Source organism: Variovorax sp. 05L425, assembly GCF_056397705.1.
Map to the genome: position 1 here is coordinate 1 of NZ_JBFTNY010000027.1, position 24,075 is coordinate 24,075.

Here is a 24,075-nt window from a genome sequence, read left to right on the forward strand (position 1 = left end):
TCGGGCTTCCCTGCAGTGCTCGCCTCAGGCGGGGTCCGCGTGAAACTCGCTTCGCTCAGACACACGCGGCCCTGATCCGCCTGAGGCTGCGCGCTTCGGCGGCGCAGAAGGGTCGCACAGCCCGCACCGCATACCGGGCTCCGTTGTTGGCGACGAATGCGCGCGCCTCGAACGTCGACAGCCTGCGCGTTGGTCACGGCGATGGCGGCGGACAGTCCACCCCCACCCTTTCCGCGATGGCGGGCGGTGTGCGCTGGGGCGGCCGTTGAGGCACCGCCGAGCAGCGCAGCGGTACGCGGATCAGGGCCGCGCGTGTTTGAGCGAAGCGAGTTTCGCGCGGACCCCGCGTACCGTGAGCAGCGCAGGGCAGCCGCGAAGCGGCCGGTGACGTCGGCCGGCCCAGCGCACACCGCCCGCCATCGCCCCCCAACGCACTCTTCACTCATTCCTAGTACCCCAACTTCCGCGGCAACCACAATGCCAGTTCCGGCCAGATGATGACGGCCACCATCACAAGGAACATGGCGAACAGCATCCAGCCCACCCACCGCACGGTCTCTTCCATGCGCACATTGGCGATCCGGCAAGACACCATCAGGTTCACGGCCAACGGCGGCGTGAACTGTCCGAGCGCAACCTTGAGCGTCAGGATCACGCCGAACCAGACTGGATCCCACTTGTAGTGCTGCACGATCGGCCAGAGCAGCGGCACGAAGATCAGGAAGATCGACACACCGTCGAGGAACATGCCCACGGTGATCAGCAGCAGGATCAGCAGCGACAGCACGCCGTATTCACCAAGCCCCGAATTCACGATCGCGCGTGTGACGGGATCGATCACGCCCAGTGTCGACAACGAGTACGCAAAGATGCCCGCCAGCGACACCACCAGCAGGATCACCGCCGACAACTCGCCCGACTCGCGCAGGATCATGAACAGGTCCTTGACCTTGATCGTGCGATGGATCGCCATGCCGACGAAGAGGCCGTAGAACACCGCCACCACCGCCGCTTCCGTCGGCGTGAAGAGGCCTGCGCGCATGCCGCCGAGGATCAGAACCGGCGCCGCCAGGCCCCAGGTCGCTTCGCGGAAGCTCTTCCAGAACGGCGGGCGCGGGAGGCTCGATTCGAGCGCGCCCATCTTGTGCTTGCGTGCCAGCCACACTGCCGGAACGATCAGCGCAATGCCGGCCAGGATGCCCGGCACCATGCCCGCGGCGAACAGCGCGGGCACCGAAGCACCTGGCACCAGCACCGAATACACGATGAAGGCCACCGAGGGCGGGATCAGGATGTCGGTCGCCGCCGCTGCGCCGACCACGCTCGCCGAATACGCATCGGGATAGCCGGCACGCGACATCGCCGTGATCATCACCGCACCGACTGCCGCCGCATTGGCCGGGCCCGAACCCGAGATGCCGCCGAGGAACATCGCCACGACGATCGCCACCAGGGGCAGCATGCCGGGCCCGCGACCGACGATGGCGATCGCGAAGTTGACCAGCCGCAGCGCCACGCCCGAGCGGTCGAAGATAGAGCCGACCAGCACGAACATCGGAATCGCGAGCAACGGATATTTGCCAAGACCGGCGTAGAAGTTCTGCGGTACGGCCAGCAGGCCGAACCACTGCGCGTCGCCGTTGGCCAGCGCAATGCAGGCCGCGCCCGCGAGCCCGAGCGCGGCGCCGATCGGCACGCCGACCAGCATCATCAGGATGAAGGCGACGAAGAGAAGGGTGGGGATCATCGGTCCACGTCCCTGTCATTCGACCCGTAGTTCGTCTTGCGGCCACGGCGGACGAACAGGCCCACGGCGCGCAGCGCGATCGCGAAGGACACGATCGGCAGCCAGATCGAATACCACCACTGCGGCACGCCGATGCCCGGCGAGGTTTCCTCGTAGCGGTAGTCGTCCCACACCACGCGCACGCTGAGTGCGGCGATCAGGAAGAACAGGACCGCCACCGTGGCAGCGCCGAACTGTGCGAGGCGCTTGCGGCGCGACATCGAGCCGCTTTCGGCGAAGTATTCGATTCGGATGTGCCTGTCACGCGCCACGGCGGCGGAGCCCGCGACCAGTGCCAGCAGGATCATGAGGAACACCGAGAACTCTTCCGTCCACGCGAAGGACGAATCGGTGAAATAGCGCACCAGCACATTGGCGAAGGTGATACAGGCCAGCAGGCCCATGATGATCACCGTCGCCCAGTCCTCGATGGCAAGCGGCACGCGCGTGGGTTCGTCGGCGGCTTCGAGTTCAGGGGGAATGGGGCTGGCGGCGTCCAGCACGGGGCCGGACTCGTTGGGAGTGGTCATCGGGATTGCGGGCAGATGAGGCAGAGGCCGTGTCACCGGGCGGACGCCGGGACGGGATCCGTGCACCTCGACAGCGAAGCGATGATGAATCGTAACGATCGATGACCACTTCGCTCATCGGGGGTTTCCTTAGCTGCCGCGCCTTTTCGCCGGTCTCCCTCCCGGCGAAAAGGCGCTATGCCAAGACCACTTGGGTCTTGAAGGGAAGCCGCCCGAGGGCCTGCTGCAAACGGTCTTGCAGTTGTGCCGCGTGCGCGCCGGCAGCCGCCGCGTGGATGACCACCCGCAGCGCGTTCTCGCCCGCTGCCTGCACTTCGGGCCGCGCAGCGGCATCGATGCCCAGCGCCGCGCAAGCTTCATCGACCATCGCGGCAGCCACCTTGCGCGCGGCCATCGCGCGCAGTTCGGGCTTGTAGATCTTGCCGACGTTGGTCATGGGCATGGTCTCGATCACGATCACCGCCTTCGGCTTGGCCGGCGCCTCGTCGACGTGCTCGGCCGTGAAGGCCAGCAGTTCGGCTTCGCTCGCCGATGCACCGGGGACGAGCGTCGCGAAGACCACCGGCAGTTCGCCCGCATAGGCATCGGGCGCACCGACCGCGGCGCACAACTGAACGGCCGGGTGCGCGCCCAGCGCATCTTCGATCGTCTTCGGATCGATGTTGTGGCCACTGCGGATGATCAGGTCCTTGGACCGGCCGCTCAGGTTGAGCCGCCCTTCGCTGTCGAGCCAACCCAGGTCGCCCGTGGCGAGCCAGCCGTCGGCAGTGAATGCCTTGGCGTTGTCGGCCGGGTCGACGAAACCCGAGAACACGTTTGGCGACTTGAAGAGCACCATGCCTTGCTCGCCGGGTGGCAGGTCGCGATCGCTGGCGTTGCCGTTCTCATCGAGCGCCACGATGCGCAACTGCGAATAGGGCAGGCGGAAGCCGACGCAGCCGGCCGGCCCGATCACGCCCGGCGGCGTGATGGTCGAGATGCCGGCCATCTCGGTCATGCCAAGACTTTCATGCACGTGCAGTCCGAACAGGCGCTCGAAGCGGGCCGCGAGTTCCGGCGCCAGCACGGCGGCGCCGGTGCGGCAGTAGTTGATCGACGAGATGTCCGCGCCGTCGAGCGGCACGTTGGCCAGCGCAGCCAGCACCGTCGGCACCGCCGACAGCGAGGTCGGCCGATACTTCTCGACCAGCCGCCAGTAGTTGGCGAGCACCTCCTTGTTGCGCAGCAGGGTCGTGGTCGGAATGATCATTTCCACGCCCGCCGAGAGCAACGCCAGCGAGGCCGGCAGCACGCCCGCCACATGGAACAGGGGGTAGCCGTTGATGGCGGCGTCCTTCGGACCCTGGCCGGTGATCTGAATGCTGGCCCACGCCGTGAACACCTGCGCGCCGTGGCTGTGCCGTGCGAGCTTGGGCGCGCCGGTGGTGCCGCCGGTGTGGAAGTACGCCGCGATGTCGCCGGTCTGAATGTCGCGCCCGCTCACCAGCCGGTCGGCGGGCTCCCTTGTGCGCAGTGCGTTGAAGTCGGCCACGCCCTCTGGGAGCGGACCGGCGCTGCCAGGCACTTCGTCGTGCGGTGACACGCGCAGGACGGTGGTGAGCATAGGCACCTGCGAGCGCAGCCGCATCGCCTTGGACCACATGCCCGAATCGGACTCGGAGCCGTACGCGATCAACACCTTGGCGCGCCCCGCCGTCATCAGCGAGACCAGCTTCTCGTCGGTCAGGAGCGGGTTGAGCGGCTGCGCGATGCCCGCCGCCGCGCCGCCCCAGAGCGCGAGGTGGTATTCGAGGCATGCCGGCAGCAACACCGCCACCGCATCATCCGGACCGACGCCGAGACCGTGCAGCAGGTTCGCGGTCTGGTGGATGCCGGCCAGCAGCTCGGCATAGGACCAGCGGATCGGTTCGTCGGCGGGATTGCCCGTGCGCAGGAAAGTCAGTGCCGGTTTGTCACCGAAGGCCGCGCCCGAATTGCGGAAGATCTCGTACGTGCTGCGGACCGTCAGCGCCTTGCTCAACGGCGTTTCCTCGAGCTTGCGGATATCCGCCATGCCGCGGACCGGGAATGCCTGGCTGAACGGGGCAGCAGTGGGCATGGCTGTCGTGCTCATGACGGTTGTCTGCCGAGTTCGACGTAGCGCTGCAGATGATGGTCTTCGTCGCCGAGCTGATGGTCGATCATCACGAGCCGCTTGGCATAGTGGGCCAACGGCAGTTCCCAGGTCATGCCGATGCCGCCGTGCATCTGGATGCTCTCCTGCGCGACCAATGTGCCGATGCGGCCGATGCTGAATTTCGCAGCCGACAGCGCACGTTCTCGGGTGAGCCGGTCCGAATCGATGACCGCTGCGGCATTGATCACGGCCGAGCGTGCCTGCTCGATCTCCAGCAGCAGGTCGGCCATGCGGTGTTGCAGTGCCTGGAAGCTGCCGATGAGCATGCCGAACTGCTTGCGCGTGCGCAGGTATTCGAGCGTGGCGGTCTTCGCCGCCTCCATGGCGCCGAGGGCTTCGGCGCACAGCGCGAGAACACCGCGGCCGATTGCGCGCTCGAGCGTCGCGAAGCCCCGGCCTTCGGCACCCAGCAGCGCATCGGCGCCGAGCTTGACATGGTCGAAAGTGAGTTCGGCCACGCGGCCGCCGTCGATGCCGGGGCAGCCGCGCACCTTCAGGCCCGGTGTGTTCGCGGGAACGAGGAAGAGCGAGATGCCGGCTTCGTCATCCACGGCGCCCGAAGTGCGGGCCGAGACCACGAAGACCCCGGCCTGCTCGCCCTGAGCCACTACCGCCTTGGCACCGTCGAGCACCCAGCCGTCGCCGCTGCGCACAGCGCGCGTCTGCACGCGCGAAAGTTCATAGTGCGATTCGGGCTCGTCGTGCGCGAAGCCTGCGACGGTGGTGCCGGCGACGATGTCCGCGAGCACGGCCTTCTGCGCGTCGTTGCCAACGGCAGCGATCGCCTCGCCGGCCATCACGGCGCCGAGCAGCGGTTCGACCACAAGGCCGCGACCGAGCGCCTCGAAGACCACGGCGACATCGAAGCCCGCGCCGCCGAAGCCCCCGTCGGCCTCCTTGAACAGCGCGCCGATCACGCCCAGCTCTGCGAACTGTTGCCAGATTTCGGTGCTGTAACCGTGTGCCGATCGTGCAATGCGGTCGCGCGTCTCGAAGCCGTACTGTTCCGCGATGAAACGGTTCAGGCTGTCGGCCAGCATGCGCCGGTCTTCGGTGTGTTCGAAGTTCATGGCAGTTCTCTCAGAGTCCCAAGATCATCTTGGAGATGATGTTTTTCTGGATTTCATTGGAGCCGCCAAAGATTGACAGCTTGCGGTTGTTGAAGTAGCGCGCTGCCGCGGACGCGGCATAGGCTGGGCCGAAGGGTTCGCCGTCGAAGCCTTCCTTCAGCGCCTCGGCGACGAAGGGCCGTGCATAGGCGCCCATCGCGCGGCGCGTGAGCGACGAGATCTCCTGCCGGATCTCGGTCCCGCGGATCTTGAGCATCGAGCTTTCCGCGCCCGGCACGCCGCCGCCGGCCACGGCAGCGATCACCCGCAGGTTGGTCGTCTTCATGTTCTCCAGGTCGATCTCGACCCGGGCCATGCGTGCAGCAAAGGCCGGATCCTCCGCGAGCGGGCGGCCGTTCTTCGTCTGCTTCGCGGCAATCTTCTTGAGCTGTTCCATCGCCGCGACCGAGAAGCCCACGCCCGCGATGTTGGTGCGCTCGTAGGTCAGCAGGTACTTGGCGCAGGTCCAGCCCTTGTCTTCCTCGCCGACAAGGTTCTCCGCCGGCACGCGCACGTCGGAGAAGAACACCTCGTTGACTTCGTGCTCGCCGTCGAGCGTGATGATCGGCCGCACCTCGACGCCGGGCGACTTCATGTCGATCAGCAGGAAGCTGATGCCTTCCTGCTTCTTGGCCTCGCGGTTGGTACGCACCAGGCAGAAGATCATGTCGGCGTGCTGGCCCAGCGTGGTCCAGGTCTTCTGGCCGTTGACGATGTAGTGGTCGCCCTGCGCGTCGTGCCCGCGCACGGCCTGTGTCTTGACCGCGGCAAGGTCGGAGCCTGCGCCCGGCTCCGAGTAACCCTGGCACCACCAGTCGGACCCGTCGAGGATGCGCGGCAGCCAGTAGCGCTTCTGCGCTTCGTTGCCGTACTTGATCAGCACCGGGCCGAGCATGTTCACGCCAAAGGGCACGATGCGCGGCGAGTGGGCCAGGGCGCATTCGTTCTCGAAGATGAACTTCTCGATGGCCGTCCAACCCGGGCCGCCGTACTGCTCGGGCCAATGGTTCGCGAGCCAGCCGCGTTCATTCAGGATGGCGTGCCATTCCTGCATGTCGGCCTTGCTCAGGTGCTTGCCGGTGGCGACCTTGTCGGAAAGCCGCTTGGGCAGCTTGGCAGCCAGGAAGGCGCGCACTTCGCTGCGGAACGCTTCCTCTTCGGGCGTGAAATTCAGGTCCATGCCGGACTCCTCAATGAATCAACAGATCAATAGATTTCGAACAGGCCCGCCGCGCCCATGCCGCCGGCGATGCACATCGTCACGACCGCGTACTTCGCACCGCGACGCTTGCCTTCGATGAGCACATGCCCCGCGAGGCGCGAGCCCGTCATGCCGAAGGGGTGGCCGATGGAGATCGCGCCGCCATTGACATTGAGCCGTTCCGACGGAATGCCGAGCTTGTCCTGGCAGTAGATCGACTGCGAGGCGAAGGCTTCGTTGAGTTCCCACAGGTCGATGTCGCTCACCTTCAGGCCGTGGCGCGCCAGCAGTTTCGGCACCGCGAACACAGGGCCGATGCCCATTTCGTCGGGCTCGCAACCGGCCACAGCGAGGCCGCGGAACGCACCCAGGGGTTTGAGGTTGGCGCGTTCGGCTTCCTTGGCTTCCATCAGCACGCAGGCCGATGCGCCGTCGGAAAGCTGCGAGGCATTGCCTGCGGTGATGAACTTGTCCGGGCCCATCACGGGTTGCAGCTTGGCGAGCGCGTCGTAGGTGGTGCCGCGGCGATTGCAGGTGTCGTGGTCGATCGTCACTTCGCGCTGCGTGACTTCCTTGGTGTCTTTGTTCGTTTCGGCCATCGTGGTGGTGCAAGCCACGATCTCGTCCTTGTAGCGGCCTGCGATCTGCGCCTCTTCGGTCTTGCGTTGGCTTTCGGCGGAGAAGCGGTCCTGCGCCTCGCGGCTGATGCCGTAGCGCTGCGCCACGATGTCGGCGGTCTCGATCATCGCCATGTAGAGCGCGGGCTTGTGCTCCACGATCCACGGGTCCATGCCGCTGTCGCCGGTGTCGGTCGCGCTGCGGGTGCGGATCTGCGAGATGCTCTCCACGCCGCCCGCGATCATGGCCGGCGCGCCGTCCACCACGATGCGCCCCGCCGCCATCGCGATCGCCTGCAGGCCCGATGCGCAGAAGCGATTGACCGTGGTGCCGGCGATCGAGATCGGCAGTCCCGCGCGGATGATGCTCTGGCGTGCGATGTTGCGGCCCGTCGTCCCTTCGGGGTAGCCGCAGCCGAGGATCGCGTCCTCGATCAGCGCGGCATCGATGCCCGCGCGCTCCACCGCGGCCTTCACCGCGAAGGCGGCCAGCGTGGGGCCGGGCGTGATGTTGAATTCGCCGCGGTGCGCCTTGGTGAGCGGGGTGCGGGCGGTGGAAACGATGACAGCTTCGCGCATGGTGATTGGCTTTCAGTCTTGATTGAGGCTTGCGAAATCGGCGCCGCGTTCGACCAGGTCGACCAGCAGCGGGGAGGGCTTCCAGAACACCGGGTCCTGCTTGGCAAACTCGCGGATGTCGGCCAGCACCTTGGCAAGGCCCACGGTGTCGGCGTACTTCATCGGGCCGCCGCGATGGCGCGGAAAGCCGTAGCCGCACAAGAAGGTCACGTCGACGTCGAGCGGCCGCAGCGCGATGCGCTGGTGCACGACATTGGCGCCCTCGTTGATCATCGCGGCCATGTAGCGGCGCATGATTTCCTCGTCGGTGAAGCTGCGCGGCGTGATGCCCGCGCGCCGGCGCTCGGCGTCGATGATGGCGAGCACTTCGGGGTCGGGCGTGCCGGTGCGCGCACTTTCGGGATAGAGGTAGTAGCCACGCTGCGTCTTCTGGCCGAACCAGCCGCGCTCGCAGATGCGGTCGGCGATCTGCACGTAGCGGGCCTTCGGGTCGCCCGACTTTCGTGCTGCAGCTTTGCGTTTCCGCGTGGCCCAGCCGATGTCGCCGCCGGCGAGGTCGGAGACCTGGAACGGGCCCATCGGATAGCCGAAGTCACGCACCGCCTGGTCGATCTGGTAGGGCGATGCGCCGTCTTCCATCATGTGGTCGGCCGCCTGGCGATAGACCGCGAGGATGCGGTTGCCGATGAAGCCGTCGCACACGCCGGCGCGCACCGGCACCTTCCTGAGCTTCTTGGCAAGCTCGAAGCCGGTCGCGACCACGTCGGCGCTCACCTTGGCGGGCACCACGATCTCCAGCAGCTTCATGATGTTGGCGGGCGAGAAGAAGTGCAGGCCCACCACATCTGCAGGGCGTGAGATGCTTGCGGCGATCTCGTCGATGTCCAGGTAGGACGTGTTGGTGGCGAGCACCGCGCCCGGCTTGCACACGCGATCGAGCTCGGCGAAGACGGCCTTCTTGACGCCCATCTCTTCGAAGACGGCCTCGACCACGATGTCGACCTTTGCCAATGCGTCGTAGGAGGTCGATCCCGAGAAGCGCGCCATGACGGCGGCCTTGGCTTCGGGCGTCATGCGGCCCTTTTGGATGAGGCCGTCGTAGACCTTCTCGACATTGGCGCGGCCGCGTGCGAGCTGGGTCTCGTCGCGCTCGATCATCGTGACCGGGATGCCCGCATCGAGCATGGCCACCGCGATGCCGGCACCCATCGTGCCGCCGCCGACGATGCCGGCGGAGTCGAGCTGCCGCGGCTTGGCGGCCTTGGTTTCGGGCGCCTTCAGCACTTCGCGCTCGGCAAAGAAGGCGTGGATCAAGCCGGCGCGCTGCGGGCTTTCGATGCACTGCATGAACAACTTGCGTTCGAGCGCCATGCCTTCGTCGAAGGGCAGCGAGAGCGCGCCCTCGACGGCTTCGACGATCTTCATCGGCGAGAAGAGGCCGCGGCTTTTCCTGGCGGTGTCGGCACGGGCGGCTTCGAGCGCGGCGCGGCTTGCTTCGGCATCGGCCAGGGCTTGTGCGTCCCGCGTACGGCGCACGGGTGCCTTGGCGGCGACGAGTTCCTTGGCGTAGGCGAGGCCTTCCGCCAGCGCATCGGCGCCAACGCCCTGCCGGTCGATCAGGCCGAGCGCCAGCGCTTCCTTGGCACCGGCGTGGCGGCCGCTCAGCATCAACTCGATCGCCGGCTTCACGCCGATCAGGCGGGGCGTGCGTTGCGTGCCGCCGGAGCCGGGGATCAGGCCGAGCGCCACTTCAGGCAAGCCCAGCTTGGCTGAAGGCACGGCGAGCCGGTAGTGCGCTGACAGCGCGATCTCCAGGCCGCCGCCGAGCGCGGCGCCGTGGATCGCGGCCACCACAGGCTTGGTGCAGTCTTCGATGCGCTTGCAGACCTCGGGCAGCGACGGCGGCTGTGGCGTCTTGCCGAACTCGCGGATGTCGGCGCCGGCGATGAAGTTGCGTCCCGCGCCCACGATCAGCACCGCGGCAGCGCCGCTGTCGGCCTTGGCCGCCTCGATCGCGGCCACCAGGCCCCGGCGGACATCGACGCCGAGCGCGTTGACGGGAGGGTTGTCGACGGTCACCACCATCACGTCGGCATCGCGGCGGAAGGTGACGGGCAGGGGAACAGAAGAAGATGAGGAAGCGGCCATGCTGTATGTGTCTCCGAAGGCGAACTTGGCATTCTTCATCCGGCGTGCCGCTTTGACAATTGCATTGCTCGTTGACAGACTGTCAAAGAATTTTTGACAAAATGGCGCCCAAGCCATGGACTTGCAATCGCTCACTCTTCTCGTCGAAATCCTGGATGCCGGCAACCTCAGCGAGGCCGCGCGCCGGCTCAAGATGAGCCGCGCCAACGTCAGCTACCACCTGAACCAGCTCGAACGCTCCGTCGGCGCGCAGCTCGTGCGTCGCACCACGCGACGCGCCGAAGCGACAGAGATCGGCCTGCGCCTGTACCAGCACGGCATCGCCATCCAGGGCGAACTCATGGCGGCGAGGGAGTCCGTCGCCACGCTGGGCCAGAGCCTGCTGGGCAGCGTGCGCCTGAGCGTGCCCAGCGGCTACGGGCAGCTCGTGATGTCCGAATGGCTTCTCGACTTCAAGCGGCAGTACCCCGGCATCGTGCTCGACGTGCTGTTCGAGAACCGCATCCAGGACTTGCTGCGCGACGAAGTCGACATCGCGATCCGCGTGATTCCCGAGCCGCCGCAGAACCTGGTCGCGCGCGAACTCGGGCCGGTGCGCTACGTGGCCTGTGCGTCGACCGACTATGCGAAGCAGCACGGCCTGCCTACGCAACTCGATGCGCTGCGGGGCGCGCCGGTGGTCACCGCAGCCGTGATCGGGCGTCAACTGCGCGTGTCCGCCTACCAGGGCGAGGAGCGGCGGGAAGTGGTGCTGGAACCCACGCTGATCTCGGAGAACTTCCTCTTCCTGCGGCAAGCCATCCTCGCGGGCCTCGGCGTCGGACTGGTGCCCGACTATGTGGTGAACGACGATGTCAGGCGCGGCGACGTCGTGACCACGCTCGACGACTGGCGGCTGAGCATCTTCGGCACGCAGATGTACATGCTCTACATGCCGAACCGGCAGCACACGCGGGCGACGCGCACCTTCATCGATTTCATCCTGGAGCGGGCGCGCGGTGCGCGGCCCGTCGATGCGACGGGCGCTCGCACTTAGAAGCGTTGACCGCGCCGACATCCCGGGCAATCATCCGACCTCCCGCAACGGTTCACACGAGGTCTTCACATGGATACCCAGCTCGCAGGCAAGCTCGCACTGGTCTCCGGCAGCACCGCCGGCATCGGCCACGCCATCGCGACGGCCCTCGCTGCCGAAGGCGCGCGCGTCATCGTCAACGGCCGCTCGCAGGCATCGGTGGATGCGGCGGTCGCTGCAATCAGCGCCGGACCGGGCGGCGAGGTGCTCGGCTTCGCGGGCGACCTGAGCAAGCCTGACGTCGCCGAGGCGCTGCTGAGGCGCTTCCCGGGCATCGAGATTCTCGTCAACAACCTCGGCATCTTCGAGCCCAAGCCCTTCGAGGCGATCGACGATGCCGACTGGCTGCGCTTTTTCGATGTGAACGTACTGAGCGGGGTGCGCCTCGCCCGCCTTTGCCTGCCCGCAATGCGGCGCGCGAACTGGGGCCGGATCATCTTCATCTCCAGCGAGAGCGCGGTCCAGATCCCCGCCGAGATGATTCACTACGGCATGACAAAGACCGCGCAACTCGCCGTGTCCCGCGGGCTGGCCGAAGCGGTGGCCGGGACTGGCATCACGGTCAACAGCATCCTGCCCGGGCCCACCAAGTCGCGCGGCGTCGGCGATTTCGTCGACGCGCTGGCGAAGGCCGACGGCAAGACCTTCGATGAGTTCGAAAAGGAATTCTTCGAGAAAGTGCGGCCGACTTCGCTCATCAAGCGTTTCGCGTCGCCGCAGGAAGTGGCCTCGATGGTCACCTACATCGCCAGCCCGCTCTCGTCGGCGACGACCGGCGCTGCGCTGCGCGTGGACGGCGGCGTCGTGAAGAGCGCGGTCTGAGCATGGCGCCCGACGCGCTCCTCGCAAGCCAGATCGTCGTCAGGGTCTGCCTTTTCATCTTTGCCGCGATCGCCATGTTCGGCGGCACCTTGCAGATGGTCCTCGGCCAGCCGGACACCAGTCCGCGTCTGGACAACGTCCATCGATTCATGGCGGGGATCTACCTGTCCATGGGATTCATCTGCCTGTGGGCGGGGATCACCGTGCGCGAGCAGGGCTTCCTGGTCTATCTGATTGCCCTGGGGGTTTTCATCGCCGGCTGCGGGCGGCTCCTGTCGATCGCCAAGGTAGGGCTTCCGAAGCCGGCCGGGGTCTGGATCGGCTATCTCGTTCCTGAACTGCTTCTTCCCTTCGTCCTGGCGGCGGCGCACGCCCTGTAGACGTAGAACGCTGTGAAATTCGGCGGCGTCGAAAAAGCAAAACGGCGGACTGATCGTCGGAGCTGGGGTGAAACGGATCAGAACTGCCCATGCTCCCGAAAGCTGTAGAACTCGCCATAGCCGATGATGATGAAGTCTTGCAGCAACATGTTGTGCAGCTTGCCGAGTTCATGCATACGCAACGCCACCTCGATATCCGCCTCCGACGGCCGGCATGTACCGGACGGGTGGTTGTGGACGACGATGAGCGTCGAGGCTCGCGCGAGTATGGCGTTCCTGAATATTTCCACGGGCTCGAGCACTGCGTGATGCGCCGTACCCATGGACGCCACCTCATAGGAAAGAACTTCCAGTTGAGGATTCAGATGCAGGACAACGACCTTCTCCTTCGTTTCGTCCTGCATGTCCTTGAACAGCTCGTAGACCTGCCTGGGGTTCTCCACGGGCTTGTTCAACAGGTCATCGTCCACCCGTTTGCGGCTGAACGTGACCTTGAGTTCCTTCAAATAAGCCATCTTGCCTGTCTCTTCGGTAATTCACGAGCGGAGGAAAGGCCCTCCCGCCGGGTTCCGCGGTTCAATGGTATCAACCGGCTCCTTCGCGATGTTGTTTCGCGTGGCCCCGCAGGGCGATGGGACAATCTCTCCCCATGACAAGCCACGCCGACACCCTCACCATCACCCGCCCCGACGACTGGCACCTGCACGTGCGCGACGGCGCCGCGCTCGAAGCCGTGGTGCCGCACTCCGCACGCCAGTTCGGGCGCGCGCTGATCATGCCGAACCTGCGTCCTCCCGTGACGACTGCCGACCAGGCCGTGGCCTACCGCGAACGCATCCGCGCCGCAGTGCCCGCCGGCTTTGATTTCGAGCCCGTGATGTCGCTCTACCTGACCGACAAGCTGCCGCCCGACGAGATCGAGCGTGCTGCCGTAGCGGGCGTGCGCGCACTCAAGCTCTACCCTGCCGGTGCCACCACCAACAGCGATGCCGGCGTGACCGACATCAGGAAGACCTACGCCACGCTCGAAGCCATGCAGAAGCATGGCCTGCTGCTGCTCGTGCACGGCGAGGTGACGGACCCGGCCGTCGACCTGTTCGACCGCGAGGCTGTGTTCATCGACCGCGTGATGATCCCCTTGCGCCGCGACTTCCCCGAACTCAAGGTGGTGTTCGAGCACCTGACGACGAAGGAAGGCGCCCACTACGTGCGCGACGCGAGCCGCTTCACGGCAGCCACCATCACCGCGCACCATCTGCTCTACAACCGCAACGCCATCTTCACGGGCGGCATCCGCCCGCACTACTACTGCCTGCCGGTGCTCAAGCGCGAGACCCATCGCGTGGCGCTGGTCGAAGCGGCCACCAGCGGCAGCGACCGATTCTTCCTCGGCACCGACAGCGCACCGCACCCCGCGCACCTGAAGGAACACGCCCTCGGCTGCGCCGGCTGCTACACCGGGCTCACCGCGCTGGAGCTCTACGCAGAAGCCTTCGACAACGCCGGTGCGCTGGACAAGCTCGAAGGCTTCGCCAGCTTCCACGGCGCCGACTTCTACGGCATGCCGCGCAACAAGGGCGCCGTGACCCTGCGGCGCGAAAGCTGGACCGTGCCTGAAACGGTGCCGTACGGCGATGCGACGCTGAAGCCGCTGCGCGGCGGCGAAACCGTCGGCTGGAAGCTCGCATGAGCGCCGCTCGGCCGCCCGAAGGCGCTCGCACCGCAGTGCGCAGCACGGAGGTTCCCGTATGAACGGCACACCGCGCGTGATGCTGCTGATCGATGCCGACAACGTTTCGGCCGATGTGATCGAACAGGCCGTGCAGCGCACCCTGGAAGAGCATGGCAGCGTCCACGTGCGGCGCGCCTACTGCAACGCGGAAACGGCGCTCAAGCAGCAGGCGCTTTTCAAGCGTCTTTCGGTGCGGCCGATGGTCAATCTTTCCGCCGGCAAGAATAGCACCGACATTGCGCTGGCGGTCGACGCCATCGACCTCGCGATCGCCGAGCGGCCTGACATCGCCGTGCTCGTGTCGTCCGATTCGGACTTCGCACCGCTCGTGATCCGGCTGCGCGAGAAGGGCTGCCGTGTCTGCGGCATCGGCCAGCAAGGCAAGACCGGTGACGACACCGTGGCTGTGTACGACAGCTTCGTCGATCTCCAGCATCACCAGACGGCGAAGCCGGCCGTTGCCACGCCCGTCGCCAAGCGCGCCGCGCGGGCACCACGGCGCACCAAGGCCGAGGCGCCCGCAGCGCCGCGCGCACCGGTCCTGCCCGAGGACGTGATCCGTATCCTCGACGCGGTTCCTGAACTGGGCATGGGTCGCAAGGTGGAACTCAACGTCGCTGCCGAACGGCTGCGCGCTGCGAAGCTGCTCGGCACGAGCGTGAGTTCACCGAAGTTCTTCAAGAAGCACCCCGAGCTGTTCGCGCTGACGCCGGAAAAGAGACCCAACAAGGTGCAGTACGTCGGCCCCATGCCGTCGTGAATCCGCCTGCCGCCCGCTGGCAGTTCGATTCCGCGCAGCCTTGGCTGGCGCCCTATGCGCCGCGCGCGGAACGCGTAGCCGCGAGGGCGGCGCAAGAGGGTAGCGTTGCCGAAGCATTGGCGGCGGAAGCGGCCGCCATCGACCTGCGCGCAGGCACGCTGCGTTTCGTCGCCGCGGACAGTGCGCCGCCGGGCGAAGCGTACGAAGCTTTCATCCATCGCACGGCGTGCGTCCCTACGCGCGACAACCTGCACGATCTGTTCAACGGCCTGGCGTGGCTGCATTTCCCGCAGGCCAAGCGGCGACTCAACGAATTGCAGGCTGCCGAGATCGCTCGCGCCGGCGTCGGCGCGATACGCGGACCGCTGCGCGACGCGCTCACGCTCTTCGACGAGAACGGCGCGGTACTCGACGCGCCACCGGCGTTGTGGGACGCCTTGCTCGCCCGCGACTGGCACAGCCTCTTCGTGAGCCGGCGCGTACTCTGGCGCCACGCACGGCTCCTGGTCTTCGGCCACGCACTGCTGGAAAAACTCACCTCGCCCCGCAAGGCCGCGACGGCTCATGTCCTCATCGCGCCGGGGGGAAATGCCTCGATCGCGCCCCACGACGCCGGCATAGTCTCGGCACTGGATCCCGCACACCTCGTGGCCAAGCCCTTCGTGCCGCTGCCGGTGCTCGGCGTGCCCGGGTGGTGGGTGCCCAATGAGAACTTTTCCTTCTATGATGATTCGGATGTTTTTCGTCCTCGCAGGGTCGCAGAACCAAGCTCAAATCCATAGGCCCTGCTGTTCCGCACCGCTTGAATCGGGGCCGTCCGGCCCCCAACTGTGCACACGTTTCCTCACGGAGAATCCAACTTGAAACGCATCCTTCTGTTCGTGCTGACCAACGTCATGGTGGTGGCGGTGCTGGGCGTCGTCGCAAGCCTGCTCGGCGTCAACCGCTTCCTCACCGCCAACGGACTCGATCTTTCTGCGCTGCTCGGCTTCGCGCTGGTCATGGGCTTCGGCGGCGCGATCATCTCGCTGCTCATCAGCAAGCCGATGGCCAAGTGGTCGGCAGGCGTGCGGATCATCAACGACCCGCAGTCGCCCGACGAAGCCTGGATCGTGCAGACCGTGAAGAAGCTCGCCGACAAGGCTGGCATCGGCATGCCCGAGGTCGGCATCTTCGAAGGCGATCCCAACGCCTTTGCCACCGGCGCCTTCAAGAACTCGTCGCTGGTTGCGGTGTCGACCGGCCTGCTGCAGAACATGACCCGCGAAGAGGTCGAGGCCGTGATCGGCCACGAAGTGGCGCACGTCGCCAACGGCGACATGGTCACGATGACCCTGATCCAGGGCGTGATGAACACCTTCGTCGTGTTCCTTTCGCGCGTGATCGGCTATGCGGTCGACAGCTTCCTGCGCCGCGGCGACGATCGCAATTCGGGCCCCGGCATCGGCTACTTCGTGACCACGATCGTGCTCGACATCGTGCTCGGCTTCGCCGCCGCGATCGTCGTGGCCTGGTTCTCGCGCCAGCGCGAATTCCGTGCCGATGCGGGCTCTGCGCAACTGCTGGGCCGCAAGCAGCCGATGATGAACGCGCTGGCCCGGTTGGGCGGACTGACTCCGGGCGAGTTGCCGAAGTCTGTCGAAGCGATGGGCATTACGGGCAAGCTTGGCAGCTTGTTTGCCACGCATCCGCCGATCGAACAGCGCATTGCCGCATTGCAGAACGCGCAGGGTTGATTCGACGACAGCCTGTGCTGAACCTCTTGGCTTAGCGCAACAGGGCTTCGTAGTGCGCCGCGAGCGCATTGACGAGTTCTACGATTTCGGGCGCATTCTCACGCCAAATCGCTGCTACCCCGATCTGAAAATAAGACGCCTCCTTGATCGTCTTGTAGACGACGTTCTTGCGACGGACGGCGCGAAGTGAGCCCGGTATGAGCGCCACTCCCTGGCCTGCGGCTACCATGGCCAGGAGCACATGGTGCTCTGCCGGCTCAGGCGCGCGCTCCGGCGAGAAGCCGAAGCGGCGGAAGCCGCGCTCGCAATGGTCGTAAAAGGCCGGGTTGAGCTTGCGGTCGAACCAGAACAGAGTGTCCTGTTGGATCTCGGTGAGCGAAACCTGGCGTCGAGAAGCGAGTGGATGAGACGTCGACATCGCGACCACGAGCGGGTCCTTGCACAACTGGCGGCTCAGCATGCCCTCCATGTCGGCGGGTGTTCCGATTAGTGCAAGATCGAGTACCCCCTTGAAGACGTCCTTGATACAACGGATCGAGATCTGCCGCTTGATCATGATTTCGCTGGAAGGAAAGCGAGATTCGACAATCTGGCCGACCGCTGAAAAGAAGTCGGGATCAAGGGCCACCGTCACGCCGACACGGAGGCTGGCGCGAACCATCGGCGCTTTCGAGCGTACGGACTCGAACACCTCGCACGAGTGCTCCAGCAGTAGCCGTGCCTTCTCGAGAAAGCGCCGGCCCTCTTCGGTCAGGAGCACGCCCTGACGATCGCGGACGAATAGTGGTGACTTGAGCAACTCCTCCAGGCGACGGATCTGCCGGCTGAGTGGCGGCTGCGTTATGAACAGGCGCGCGGCGGCGCGCCTGAAGTTGAGTTCCTCTGCGACGGCAACGAAGCTGCGCAGCTGCTTGAGGCTGAATTCCCGACTCATGACGACTCCCTGATCTCTTGTTGTTGCTCCCCTAAGGGCGGAGCGAATGTCCAAAAGGGTATCAACAAAAGTGGCATTGGTTGACCAGCGCGGTGTCGACTAACGTTGACCTACGTCGAATCACCGAGCCACCATGACTGACAACCCTACTTACCTCTGCGGCCTTGAAAACTTGCGCCGCATCGAGGGCAACAACACTCCGGCCATCCTCGACACGCTGGACGACATCGCGCCCGACTTGGGCGAGATGATCATTCGCTTCGTTTATGGCGAGATTTACAGCCGGGACGGACTCGATCTCGCGCGACGCCAGTTGGTAACCGTTGCTGTGCTCGCCGCTCTGGGCAATGCCCGCCCGCAGCTGAAATTCCATTTGACTGGTGCCCTGCTTGCCGGATGCACTCCGACACAGCTGGTCGAGACGATGATTCATCTGGCCGTCTACGCCGGCTTCCCGGCCTGCTTGAACGGGATGTTCGTGTTGAAGGAGATCTTCGCGGAACGTGGCATCACGGCGCCAGCGTCGCCCGCAGCGGACTCCAGTTCCAGACGCTACGACACCGGCTGGGCGACCCTGCAGCGCATCGACGGCGAGGCCGGAGAGCGTGTCATCCAGTCGTTGCACGATATCTGCCCTGACCTCGGGCGGATGATCATCGAGTTCAGCTTCGGCGAGATCTACGGTCGTGCCGGGCTCGACCTGCTCGATCGCGAACTTGTGACCGTCGCCTCGCTCGTCGCCCTGGGCACAGCTGTGCCGCAGCTGCAGGTGCACGTCCACGGGCTGCTCAACGTCGGGGGCACGCGCGCGCAAGTGGTCGAGGCCGTCACGCATGTTGCGGCCTATGCCGGGTTTCCCGCGGCCATCAATGGGATGCTGGTCGTCCAGGACGCCCTCCGCGAACGCGGGCAATGAGCGTCGCCAAACAGTTCCCCTTCAATCAGTCAACTTTGCTCAGGGAAAAGCATGTCCTCCAAAATCATCATCGCTAGCGAAATCCAGGCCTTGCCAGGTCGCCAATCATCTCTCGCGGCCGCATGGGCCCAAGTCGCGTCTCGAATGCCCGCGGAAAGAAGCGAGCTCTATGCATGCACCGAAGGGAATAGCGTGCTGCAACTCATCGCCCTCGATGAACTCGACTCGGTCAGCTCATTTCATGCAACCTGGCGCGAGGAATGGCAAGCCTTGGCGCCTGACGCGGCAAGCGACTTCAACCGGCAGGTCTTCGAGTTTGTCGAAGCCCCGAAAGACTGCGCCGAGCCACTGCCGCGTACGCCGTGGCTGCAACTACGCCACGTCGAGGTGCCGCCGGCTGTCCACGCGGATTACAGGGCTTGGCGTGATCGCACCATTTTCGATGTGGTACGCCATGCGCCAGAGGTTAAGACCTTTTTGGCTTACCACTCCGTGATCAGTTCGGAGCCAGGGGTGATGTTCTTCTCCGGTTTCAGCTGCGAGTTGGAAGCCTATCAATCCGTGTTCCAGTCGGAACGCTACGTCGACATCGTGCGCCAGGCTGGGTCGCGCTTCATCACCGGTGGGGATAGGGGGCTGTACACGCGGTTCTATCGCCGGATGGACCTCTGAGGTCGCTATGAAATCGACTATCAATCGGCTTTATCCGGCCGGTGTTGCGTTGGTCAGCGGCGCAAGCGGGGCAATTGGATCGGCCGTTACTGCTCGCTTGGCTAACGCAGGCATGCAGGTGGTAATGCTCGGGCGCGATGAAGAGCGCCTGCGAGTGGCCCGCGATGCACTTGGGGCAAACGCGATCTCGCGGAAACGCGTACACACGGCAGTCATCAACATCGGCGCGAGCGACGGCTTTGACGCCGCGTTCGCCGGAATCTTGGCGCGTTTCCCACGCATCGACCTGCTCGTGCATGCCGCTGGGTCCGGCCCGTTGGGCGACCTCTTGGAAAGCACGGAGCAGCAGTGGCAGGATGGCCTTCAGGGCAAGCTGATGGGCGCGGTGCGCCTCGCGCGTGCCGTGTGCCGGCCAATGGCCGCCGCGGGAGGCGGTCAGGTCATCCTCGTGAACGGCGTGTTTGCGAAGGAGCCGGATCCGCTGTTCCCGATCAATAGCACCGTGAACTGTGCCCTGCTCGGATTCGCGAAGGCGATCTCGCGGGACATCGCTCGTCGTGGCGTGCGCGTCAATGTGGTCAGCCCTGGCCCTGTGGAGAGCCCGCTTTGGCGTGACACCATCGCGGCACTCGCAAGGCGGCTGGGCACAACATTAGAACAAGCGGACCGCGCCGTGATCGACCGCATCCCGCTAGGTATGCTGGCCTCGCCTGACCACGTGGCAAGCGCCGTGGAGATGCTGGTGAACCCGTGCAGCGACTACCTGAACGGCGCTGTTATCGATGTCGACGGTGGCCTCACCGCCGCCCTCTGACCAACGATGACTTTCGCCATGTCGACAAATCATCCCGCCGCGCCGCAACCGGGCTCAATGTTAATTTCCATCGCGGCCTGCATGACGACTTGCATTGCCGTGGCCGCGGTATACCTGTTGCAACCGGTGCTCGCCGAACTCGCGGCGCACATGGGCATCGCACCTGCCGATGCCCGCCTGGCGTTCGGTATTGTCAGTCTCGCTTATGCCGTCGCCTTCTATTTCGTCGGCCCCTTGTCCGACCGTTGGGACGCGCGTGCCATGTCGCGCGCAGGCCTCTTGGCCTGCGCCGCAGCGACCTATGCCGCAGGCTGGTGCACTTCCGACTTCCACCTGTTTCTCGTGATCCTTCTCGTGCAGGGCGTCGCTGCGGCGATGGTGCCCGCGGCGATGTTCGCCATCGTGCCTCGGATCGTTCCCAAGGAGCAGATCGGGACCTACTTCGGTCTCGTCCTCGCTGCTACCGTGGCCGGCATCACCACAGGGCGCGCGAGCATGGGACTGTTCGCCGCGCACCTGGGCGTAGACGGTGCTCTGCGGGCCTTCGCTGTCCTGTTGCTGCTTGCGGCCGCGGTCAACCAGGCACTGCCGACGCTGGCGCCGCCTCGCCAGGCGGGCTCTTTAGCTGTGGCATACATGCGCAGCGTCTCGGTTCTGACCAACGCCTCGACGGCAAGGTTGTTCCTGGTTGGCTTCTTGATGTTCTTCGGCTATCTCGGCACGCTGACCTTTCTGACTCTGCGTCTGCATCAGCCACCGTTCAGCTACGACGCTGCGTCGATCGGCGCCTTCAGCTTGCTGGGATTGAGCGCGCTCTTGGGGGCGCCGCTTTCCGGCCGTCTTGCGGGCCGCTTCGGCTCGCTGTCAGTTGCGCTCGGCGGCTTGTCGATCGTGTTGTGCGCGGTACTCACGCTCGGCGCCGCCGCTGGTAGCGCGGCGCTCGGCACGGGGCTCGTCTTGCTGTTCCTCGGCGTCTTCGCGAGCCAACCGGCACTTCTCATGCGAATCACGCAGCACGTTGAACCGACCCGCCGAGGAGCTACCTCATCGCTCTACCTATTGACCTGTTTGAGCGCGGGCAGCTTGGCAAGCACTGCTCTCGGACCCCTTTGGACCGCCTCCGGCTGGTCAGGAGTCATCGCCGCAGCCACCCTGTCGGTCGGGGGCGCGATTGCCGCACTGCTCTTGGATCGCCGCAGCACACAGGCGACTGATCTCATGAGAGAGACATTTTCAAACCGAGGAGAGAACCCATGAAATCCATATTCGTTGTTGGCGATAAGTTTCGCGAATTCGCCAAGCATGATTGCGTCCTGACGCTTGCGCAGTTCGAGCAGCTATCGAGAACAATGGCGTTGGGCCGCGTGCTTTCAGATGCCGTCGTCGTGCCGGGGCAGGGGCTCTCTGAGTCGCAAGTCCTTCAGGTCAAACAGATGGCGATGCAGGCCCAGGACGGTGTCCCTGGGGTCGAACGCCTGCGGGGCCTCTCGCAGCGCCCAGTGCGGGCGAGCCGGCTGCTGACCCACAAGCGTCGCATCGAGAACGCCATCATTTCCACTCCTGTGCGCCTCGGCCCCGACTCATTCGAGGCCGAGCTATTGTTGGATGAGCGCTCTGAGTTGATGGGAGACCACCAAACCGGGCAGCACATCCAGGGCATGGTGCTAATCGAGGCAGCGCGCCAGATGTTCCTTGCCGTGACCGAAGAATTCTTCATTGGCTGCGACGACAACTCGGGTTACTACTTCGTGATTGACAACATGGAGGTCGCGTTCCAGAGATTCGTCTTTCCGGTCGGCGCGAGCCTTCGTTACGAAATCCTGGACAAGCGCGTGGATAACCGGGCTCGCATGCACTTCAAGGTGGCAATCGAGGTCGGCCAGGCGGGAAAGCGCGCAACCCGAATCGGCTTCGAGTTCACGGCCTTCTTGGCCAGCCGTATCGAGGTGAAGGAGACCGAGCAGGCGGCGAGGGTGCTCGATACCGTGGGCGAATGGATGGGCGTCTATTGCGCAAGCCGCGCGTCCTGCTCGCCGGCGGCGCCAGTTGCCCGGGGCGCAGACTCAGGCGGTGCAGGACGCAGGGCTGAGGTCGCACGATGAACGCGACCTACGACCTCAGCGTCACTACCCAGGGCCCTTCCTACCCGCCGAGCGAGGTCATGAACGTCGACGGCGATTTCGTCGTCATTGGCCGGGTGAACGAGTCCAGCGTGGACGGCGGCGTCCGCTCGACCTGGAGGCGCGCGATTGTTTCGGCACGTTCGCCGGTGCCGGCGTTCGGCAGCAACGTTCCGTACGAGATCGTGCGCTGGCTTCCCGATCGCCTGGACGAGGTCGACCGAGCCATGGTCCTGCACACCCTACCGGTGCCGCTTCCCTGCAACAACTATCCAATGACGTTTGCACCCGTTCAGCGACCGCACGCCGCCACCGAACGGCGACCAAGTTATCCGTTCCACCTCGTTCCGATTCCAGATCTGCGTCTTGAAGATGGACGCCGCCGGAATGATCCGGTGACATTGGGTCAATGGGTCGAGGCCACCGGCCAACTGCGCGTGGGCACTGACGCTTCCGGCAGGACGGCAACGTTCGAACTGGAAATGTCCGGACTGATCCCCGACAGCCTCTACACCGTGATGAGTCTGCGCAGCCGCGACCTCGATCAGGCCGCGCCAACCCGCCCCGGCCCGCTCGGCGTGCCTAACGTGTTCGTAAGCGACGAGCGCGGCCGGGGACGCTACAAGGTGACGCTGCCGAATCCATTCCCAGACGCGTGTCTGGGTGGTGCGAACCGTATCGTGAACGTCATCGTACTGTGGATGAGCTATCAGATGAACTACGGCGGCGCCATTGGGCTTTACGGCCTCGGCGGCGACATCCATGCGCAGCTCAAGCTCCAAGACCCGGGCTTCGAGCAATTCACGACCAAATCGAACTGAGGAGAGTCCCGTGCCCATCATTTCCGTCATGACCTGGCCGACTCTCGGCGACGACAGCAGCAAGGCGCTCATCGAGGCGCTCACGCGAGCCACCCGCGAGGTCACAGGCGCACCGCTTGACAAGATCACCGTGCTGATTCAAGAGATCCAAACAAACCGCTGGGGTGAAGGCGGCACGCTCGGAAGCGACCCGGATTTCGCTACCCTGAGCCGGCGCCGATCGCCCTGAAGTACCCGTTCCGGCAGACCTATCCAAGGAGGAATTAAAAATGACAAAAGCTTTCGCGTTTTTCGATGTAGACGGCACCTTGCTGAAAGGCAAGAGCATGTTCGAGTTCAACCAGGCCTGGTACAGCGGCTGGAGCCAGATGCAGTCGCCGCATCCGGAGTTCGAACCGCAGGATGTGGTCGCCATCCTAAGCACGCTGATCGAGTCAGACGTGCCGCGCGAGGTTGTCAACCGCCGCTACTACGACTTCTTCGCCGGCCGCCCCGTAGACTTGGTCGAGTCCTGCGGGCGAGCCTGGGCCACGCGCCATGCACGTCAACCGTCGAGCTTCCACCAGGAGGTGCTCGCTGAACTGGAGCGCCTGCGCGCGCAAGGCATCGAGCCAGTGCTCGTCTCGGGCTCCTTCGAGGAACTCCTGCGGCCGATCGCGGAGTACCTTCGTGTCTCCCATGTGCTGGCGACTCGCTTGGTCCATGACGGTTGCAAGTACACAGGGAAGTTCGTGCCACCGCAGACCATCGGAGCGGGCAAGGCCATCGCGATCCGACAGTTCCTCACGGAGCAAGGCGTTGCGGCGGCCGATTGCTGGGCATTTGGCGACGATCTGTCAGACGCCCAGATGCTTGAGGCGGTCGGGCACCCTGTAGCCGTGATCGGTGATCCACGGCTGGGGGAGCTTGCCCGGACGCGCGGCTGGCCGCAGCGGCTGATCGCAGCGGTGGACGAAGTTGCACGGGCACGGGCCGTCTCGCTGGTCCAGAGGGCGACAGTGGTCGCCTGAGCGGTCTGTCGCGCACGGCGCGCTCCCGCCTTGTCGGCGCCGCGTACGCGAGGTGGACGGATCGCCTGCACGCATCGACTGAATCTCGGGCGGCGAGCCTCCACCCGATAGATTGGCACGGTAGTTAACCCCAATTT

Annotated in this window: 24 protein-coding genes; 15 read left to right on the forward strand and 9 right to left on the reverse strand. The window is 65.2% G+C overall.

Annotation, left to right across the window (positions count from 1 at the left end):
* Positions 1 to 448: 448 nt before the first annotated feature.
* The 7 genes from AC1DN9_RS24750 to AC1DN9_RS24780 form a co-directional block, all read right to left on the reverse strand.
* On the reverse strand, positions 449 to 1,747 hold the full coding sequence (locus tag AC1DN9_RS24750; RefSeq protein ID WP_478104442.1) for a TRAP transporter large permease: 1,299 nt from the start codon (positions 1,745 to 1,747) through the stop codon (positions 449 to 451).
* A complete protein-coding gene (locus AC1DN9_RS24755; RefSeq protein WP_478104443.1) occupies positions 1,744 to 2,316 on the reverse strand; it encodes a TRAP transporter small permease in 573 nt (190 codons plus the stop codon). Before AC1DN9_RS24755 ends, AC1DN9_RS24750 begins: the two co-directional genes overlap by 4 nt.
* A 175-nt stretch (positions 2,317 to 2,491) precedes the next feature.
* Complete coding sequence (locus tag AC1DN9_RS24760; protein WP_478104545.1) at positions 2,492 to 4,369, reverse strand: acyl-CoA synthetase; 1,878 nt, start codon at positions 4,367 to 4,369, stop codon at positions 2,492 to 2,494.
* A 56-nt stretch (positions 4,370 to 4,425) separates the two neighbouring features.
* A complete protein-coding gene (locus tag AC1DN9_RS24765) occupies positions 4,426 to 5,562 on the reverse strand; it encodes an acyl-CoA dehydrogenase family protein (RefSeq protein WP_478104444.1) in 1,137 nt (378 codons plus the stop codon).
* A 10-nt stretch (positions 5,563 to 5,572) separates the two neighbouring features.
* Complete coding sequence (locus AC1DN9_RS24770) at positions 5,573 to 6,781, reverse strand: acyl-CoA dehydrogenase family protein (RefSeq protein WP_478104446.1); 1,209 nt, start codon at positions 6,779 to 6,781, stop codon at positions 5,573 to 5,575.
* Positions 6,782 to 6,807: 26 nt separating this feature from the next.
* A complete protein-coding gene (locus AC1DN9_RS24775; RefSeq protein ID WP_478104447.1) occupies positions 6,808 to 7,998 on the reverse strand; it encodes an acetyl-CoA C-acyltransferase in 1,191 nt (396 codons plus the stop codon).
* 12 nt (positions 7,999 to 8,010) lie between these two features.
* The gene (locus AC1DN9_RS24780) at positions 8,011 to 10,146 is read right to left on the reverse strand and encodes a 3-hydroxyacyl-CoA dehydrogenase NAD-binding domain-containing protein (protein WP_478104448.1); all 2,136 of its coding nucleotides are present in this window, start codon (positions 10,144 to 10,146) and stop codon (positions 8,011 to 8,013) included.
* A gap of 115 nt (positions 10,147 to 10,261) precedes the next feature.
* Here AC1DN9_RS24780 and AC1DN9_RS24785 point away from each other — a divergent pair, with 115 nt between their 5' ends.
* From AC1DN9_RS24785 to AC1DN9_RS24795, 3 genes are all read left to right on the forward strand, one after another.
* The gene (locus AC1DN9_RS24785) at positions 10,262 to 11,182 is read left to right on the forward strand and encodes a LysR substrate-binding domain-containing protein (protein WP_478104449.1); all 921 of its coding nucleotides are present in this window, start codon (positions 10,262 to 10,264) and stop codon (positions 11,180 to 11,182) included.
* Positions 11,183 to 11,251: 69 nt separating this feature from the next.
* Positions 11,252 to 12,043 carry an SDR family NAD(P)-dependent oxidoreductase gene (locus AC1DN9_RS24790; RefSeq protein ID WP_478104451.1) on the forward strand — a complete coding sequence of 264 codons (792 nt, stop codon included), beginning with the start codon at positions 11,252 to 11,254 and terminating at the stop codon, positions 12,041 to 12,043.
* A gap of 2 nt (positions 12,044 to 12,045) precedes the next feature.
* Positions 12,046 to 12,423, forward strand: coding sequence for a DUF4345 family protein (locus tag AC1DN9_RS24795; RefSeq protein WP_478104452.1), 378 nt, complete (start codon positions 12,046 to 12,048; stop codon positions 12,421 to 12,423).
* 77 nt (positions 12,424 to 12,500) lie between these two features.
* Here the strand turns inward: AC1DN9_RS24795 and AC1DN9_RS24800 are convergent, their stop codons facing one another.
* The gene (locus AC1DN9_RS24800) at positions 12,501 to 12,938 is read right to left on the reverse strand and encodes a JAB domain-containing protein (protein WP_478104453.1); all 438 of its coding nucleotides are present in this window, start codon (positions 12,936 to 12,938) and stop codon (positions 12,501 to 12,503) included.
* A 134-nt stretch (positions 12,939 to 13,072) separates the two neighbouring features.
* Here AC1DN9_RS24800 and pyrC point away from each other — a divergent pair, with 134 nt between their 5' ends.
* From pyrC to htpX, 4 genes are all read left to right on the forward strand, one after another.
* Positions 13,073 to 14,113, forward strand: a complete 1,041-nt coding sequence (pyrC, locus tag AC1DN9_RS24805) for a dihydroorotase (protein WP_478104455.1) — start codon at positions 13,073 to 13,075, stop codon at positions 14,111 to 14,113.
* 58 nt (positions 14,114 to 14,171) lie between these two features.
* On the forward strand, positions 14,172 to 14,915 hold the full coding sequence (locus AC1DN9_RS24810; protein ID WP_478104456.1) for an NYN domain-containing protein: 744 nt from the start codon (positions 14,172 to 14,174) through the stop codon (positions 14,913 to 14,915).
* On the forward strand, positions 14,912 to 15,697 hold the full coding sequence (locus AC1DN9_RS24815; protein ID WP_478104457.1) for a DUF3025 domain-containing protein: 786 nt from the start codon (positions 14,912 to 14,914) through the stop codon (positions 15,695 to 15,697). Before AC1DN9_RS24810 ends, AC1DN9_RS24815 begins: the two co-directional genes overlap by 4 nt.
* Before the next feature lie 78 nt (positions 15,698 to 15,775).
* Entirely contained in the window at positions 15,776 to 16,651 is an 876-nt protein-coding gene (htpX, locus tag AC1DN9_RS24820; RefSeq protein ID WP_478104459.1) for a protease HtpX, read from the forward strand.
* 31 nt (positions 16,652 to 16,682) lie between these two features.
* Here htpX and AC1DN9_RS24825 read toward each other — a convergent pair whose 3' ends face one another.
* Positions 16,683 to 17,585 (reverse strand): LysR family transcriptional regulator, encoded by a 903-nt coding sequence (locus tag AC1DN9_RS24825; RefSeq protein ID WP_478104460.1) that lies wholly within the window; start codon positions 17,583 to 17,585, stop codon positions 16,683 to 16,685.
* Between the two features lie 133 nt (positions 17,586 to 17,718).
* On the opposite strand from AC1DN9_RS24825, the gene AC1DN9_RS24830 reads away from it, so the two are divergent.
* The 8 genes from AC1DN9_RS24830 to AC1DN9_RS24865 all read left to right on the forward strand — a co-directional run bounded on the left by AC1DN9_RS24830 (position 17,719) and on the right by AC1DN9_RS24865 (position 23,938).
* Positions 17,719 to 18,501, forward strand: a complete 783-nt coding sequence (locus AC1DN9_RS24830) for a carboxymuconolactone decarboxylase family protein (protein ID WP_478104461.1) — start codon at positions 17,719 to 17,721, stop codon at positions 18,499 to 18,501.
* A gap of 51 nt (positions 18,502 to 18,552) precedes the next feature.
* Entirely contained in the window at positions 18,553 to 19,173 is a 621-nt protein-coding gene (locus tag AC1DN9_RS24835) for a hypothetical protein (RefSeq protein WP_478104463.1), read from the forward strand.
* 7 nt (positions 19,174 to 19,180) lie between these two features.
* The gene (locus AC1DN9_RS24840) at positions 19,181 to 19,987 is read left to right on the forward strand and encodes an SDR family oxidoreductase (RefSeq protein WP_478104464.1); all 807 of its coding nucleotides are present in this window, start codon (positions 19,181 to 19,183) and stop codon (positions 19,985 to 19,987) included.
* 81 nt (positions 19,988 to 20,068) lie between these two features.
* Complete coding sequence (locus tag AC1DN9_RS24845; protein ID WP_478104465.1) at positions 20,069 to 21,244, forward strand: MFS transporter; 1,176 nt, start codon at positions 20,069 to 20,071, stop codon at positions 21,242 to 21,244.
* Complete coding sequence (locus AC1DN9_RS24850; protein ID WP_478104467.1) at positions 21,241 to 22,089, forward strand: AfsA-related hotdog domain-containing protein; 849 nt, start codon at positions 21,241 to 21,243, stop codon at positions 22,087 to 22,089. Before AC1DN9_RS24845 ends, AC1DN9_RS24850 begins: the two co-directional genes overlap by 4 nt.
* Entirely contained in the window at positions 22,086 to 22,928 is an 843-nt protein-coding gene (locus AC1DN9_RS24855) for a hypothetical protein (protein WP_478104468.1), read from the forward strand. Before AC1DN9_RS24850 ends, AC1DN9_RS24855 begins: the two co-directional genes overlap by 4 nt.
* Positions 22,929 to 22,956: 28 nt before the next feature.
* A complete protein-coding gene (locus tag AC1DN9_RS24860; RefSeq protein WP_478104469.1) occupies positions 22,957 to 23,157 on the forward strand; it encodes a tautomerase family protein in 201 nt (66 codons plus the stop codon).
* 40 nt (positions 23,158 to 23,197) lie between these two features.
* Positions 23,198 to 23,938: an HAD family hydrolase gene (locus AC1DN9_RS24865; RefSeq protein ID WP_478104470.1), complete on the forward strand. Its 741-nt coding sequence runs from the start codon at positions 23,198 to 23,200 to the stop codon at positions 23,936 to 23,938.
* Positions 23,939 to 24,075 lie beyond the last annotated feature (137 nt).

Coding starts and splice junctions, on each gene's coding strand:
- AC1DN9_RS24800 (WP_478104453.1), bottom strand. CDS start 12,938: ATGGCTTATTTGAAGGAACTCAAGGTCACGTTCAGCCGCAAACGGGTG.
- AC1DN9_RS24810 (WP_478104456.1), top strand. CDS start 14,172: ATGAACGGCACACCGCGCGTGATGCTGCTGATCGATGCCGACAACGTT.
- AC1DN9_RS24755 (WP_478104443.1), bottom strand. CDS start 2,316: ATGACCACTCCCAACGAGTCCGGCCCCGTGCTGGACGCCGCCAGCCCC.
- AC1DN9_RS24780 (WP_478104448.1), bottom strand. CDS start 10,146: ATGGCCGCTTCCTCATCTTCTTCTGTTCCCCTGCCCGTCACCTTCCGC.
- AC1DN9_RS24825 (WP_478104460.1), bottom strand. CDS start 17,585: ATGAGTCGGGAATTCAGCCTCAAGCAGCTGCGCAGCTTCGTTGCCGTC.
- AC1DN9_RS24845 (WP_478104465.1), top strand. CDS start 20,069: ATGACGACTTGCATTGCCGTGGCCGCGGTATACCTGTTGCAACCGGTG.
- AC1DN9_RS24865 (WP_478104470.1), top strand. CDS start 23,198: ATGACAAAAGCTTTCGCGTTTTTCGATGTAGACGGCACCTTGCTGAAA.
- AC1DN9_RS24785 (WP_478104449.1), top strand. CDS start 10,262: ATGGACTTGCAATCGCTCACTCTTCTCGTCGAAATCCTGGATGCCGGC.
- AC1DN9_RS24830 (WP_478104461.1), top strand. CDS start 17,719: ATGACTGACAACCCTACTTACCTCTGCGGCCTTGAAAACTTGCGCCGC.
- AC1DN9_RS24760 (WP_478104545.1), bottom strand. CDS start 4,369: ATGGCGGATATCCGCAAGCTCGAGGAAACGCCGTTGAGCAAGGCGCTG.
- AC1DN9_RS24795 (WP_478104452.1), top strand. CDS start 12,046: ATGGCGCCCGACGCGCTCCTCGCAAGCCAGATCGTCGTCAGGGTCTGC.
- AC1DN9_RS24850 (WP_478104467.1), top strand. CDS start 21,241: ATGAAATCCATATTCGTTGTTGGCGATAAGTTTCGCGAATTCGCCAAG.
- AC1DN9_RS24765 (WP_478104444.1), bottom strand. CDS start 5,562: ATGAACTTCGAACACACCGAAGACCGGCGCATGCTGGCCGACAGCCTG.
- AC1DN9_RS24790 (WP_478104451.1), top strand. CDS start 11,252: ATGGATACCCAGCTCGCAGGCAAGCTCGCACTGGTCTCCGGCAGCACC.
- AC1DN9_RS24775 (WP_478104447.1), bottom strand. CDS start 7,998: ATGCGCGAAGCTGTCATCGTTTCCACCGCCCGCACCCCGCTCACCAAG.
- AC1DN9_RS24860 (WP_478104469.1), top strand. CDS start 22,957: ATGACCTGGCCGACTCTCGGCGACGACAGCAGCAAGGCGCTCATCGAG.
- AC1DN9_RS24750 (WP_478104442.1), bottom strand. CDS start 1,747: ATGATCCCCACCCTTCTCTTCGTCGCCTTCATCCTGATGATGCTGGTC.
- AC1DN9_RS24855 (WP_478104468.1), top strand. CDS start 22,086: ATGAACGCGACCTACGACCTCAGCGTCACTACCCAGGGCCCTTCCTAC.
- AC1DN9_RS24840 (WP_478104464.1), top strand. CDS start 19,181: ATGAAATCGACTATCAATCGGCTTTATCCGGCCGGTGTTGCGTTGGTC.
- AC1DN9_RS24770 (WP_478104446.1), bottom strand. CDS start 6,781: ATGGACCTGAATTTCACGCCCGAAGAGGAAGCGTTCCGCAGCGAAGTG.
- pyrC (WP_478104455.1), top strand. CDS start 13,073: ATGACAAGCCACGCCGACACCCTCACCATCACCCGCCCCGACGACTGG.
- AC1DN9_RS24835 (WP_478104463.1), top strand. CDS start 18,553: ATGTCCTCCAAAATCATCATCGCTAGCGAAATCCAGGCCTTGCCAGGT.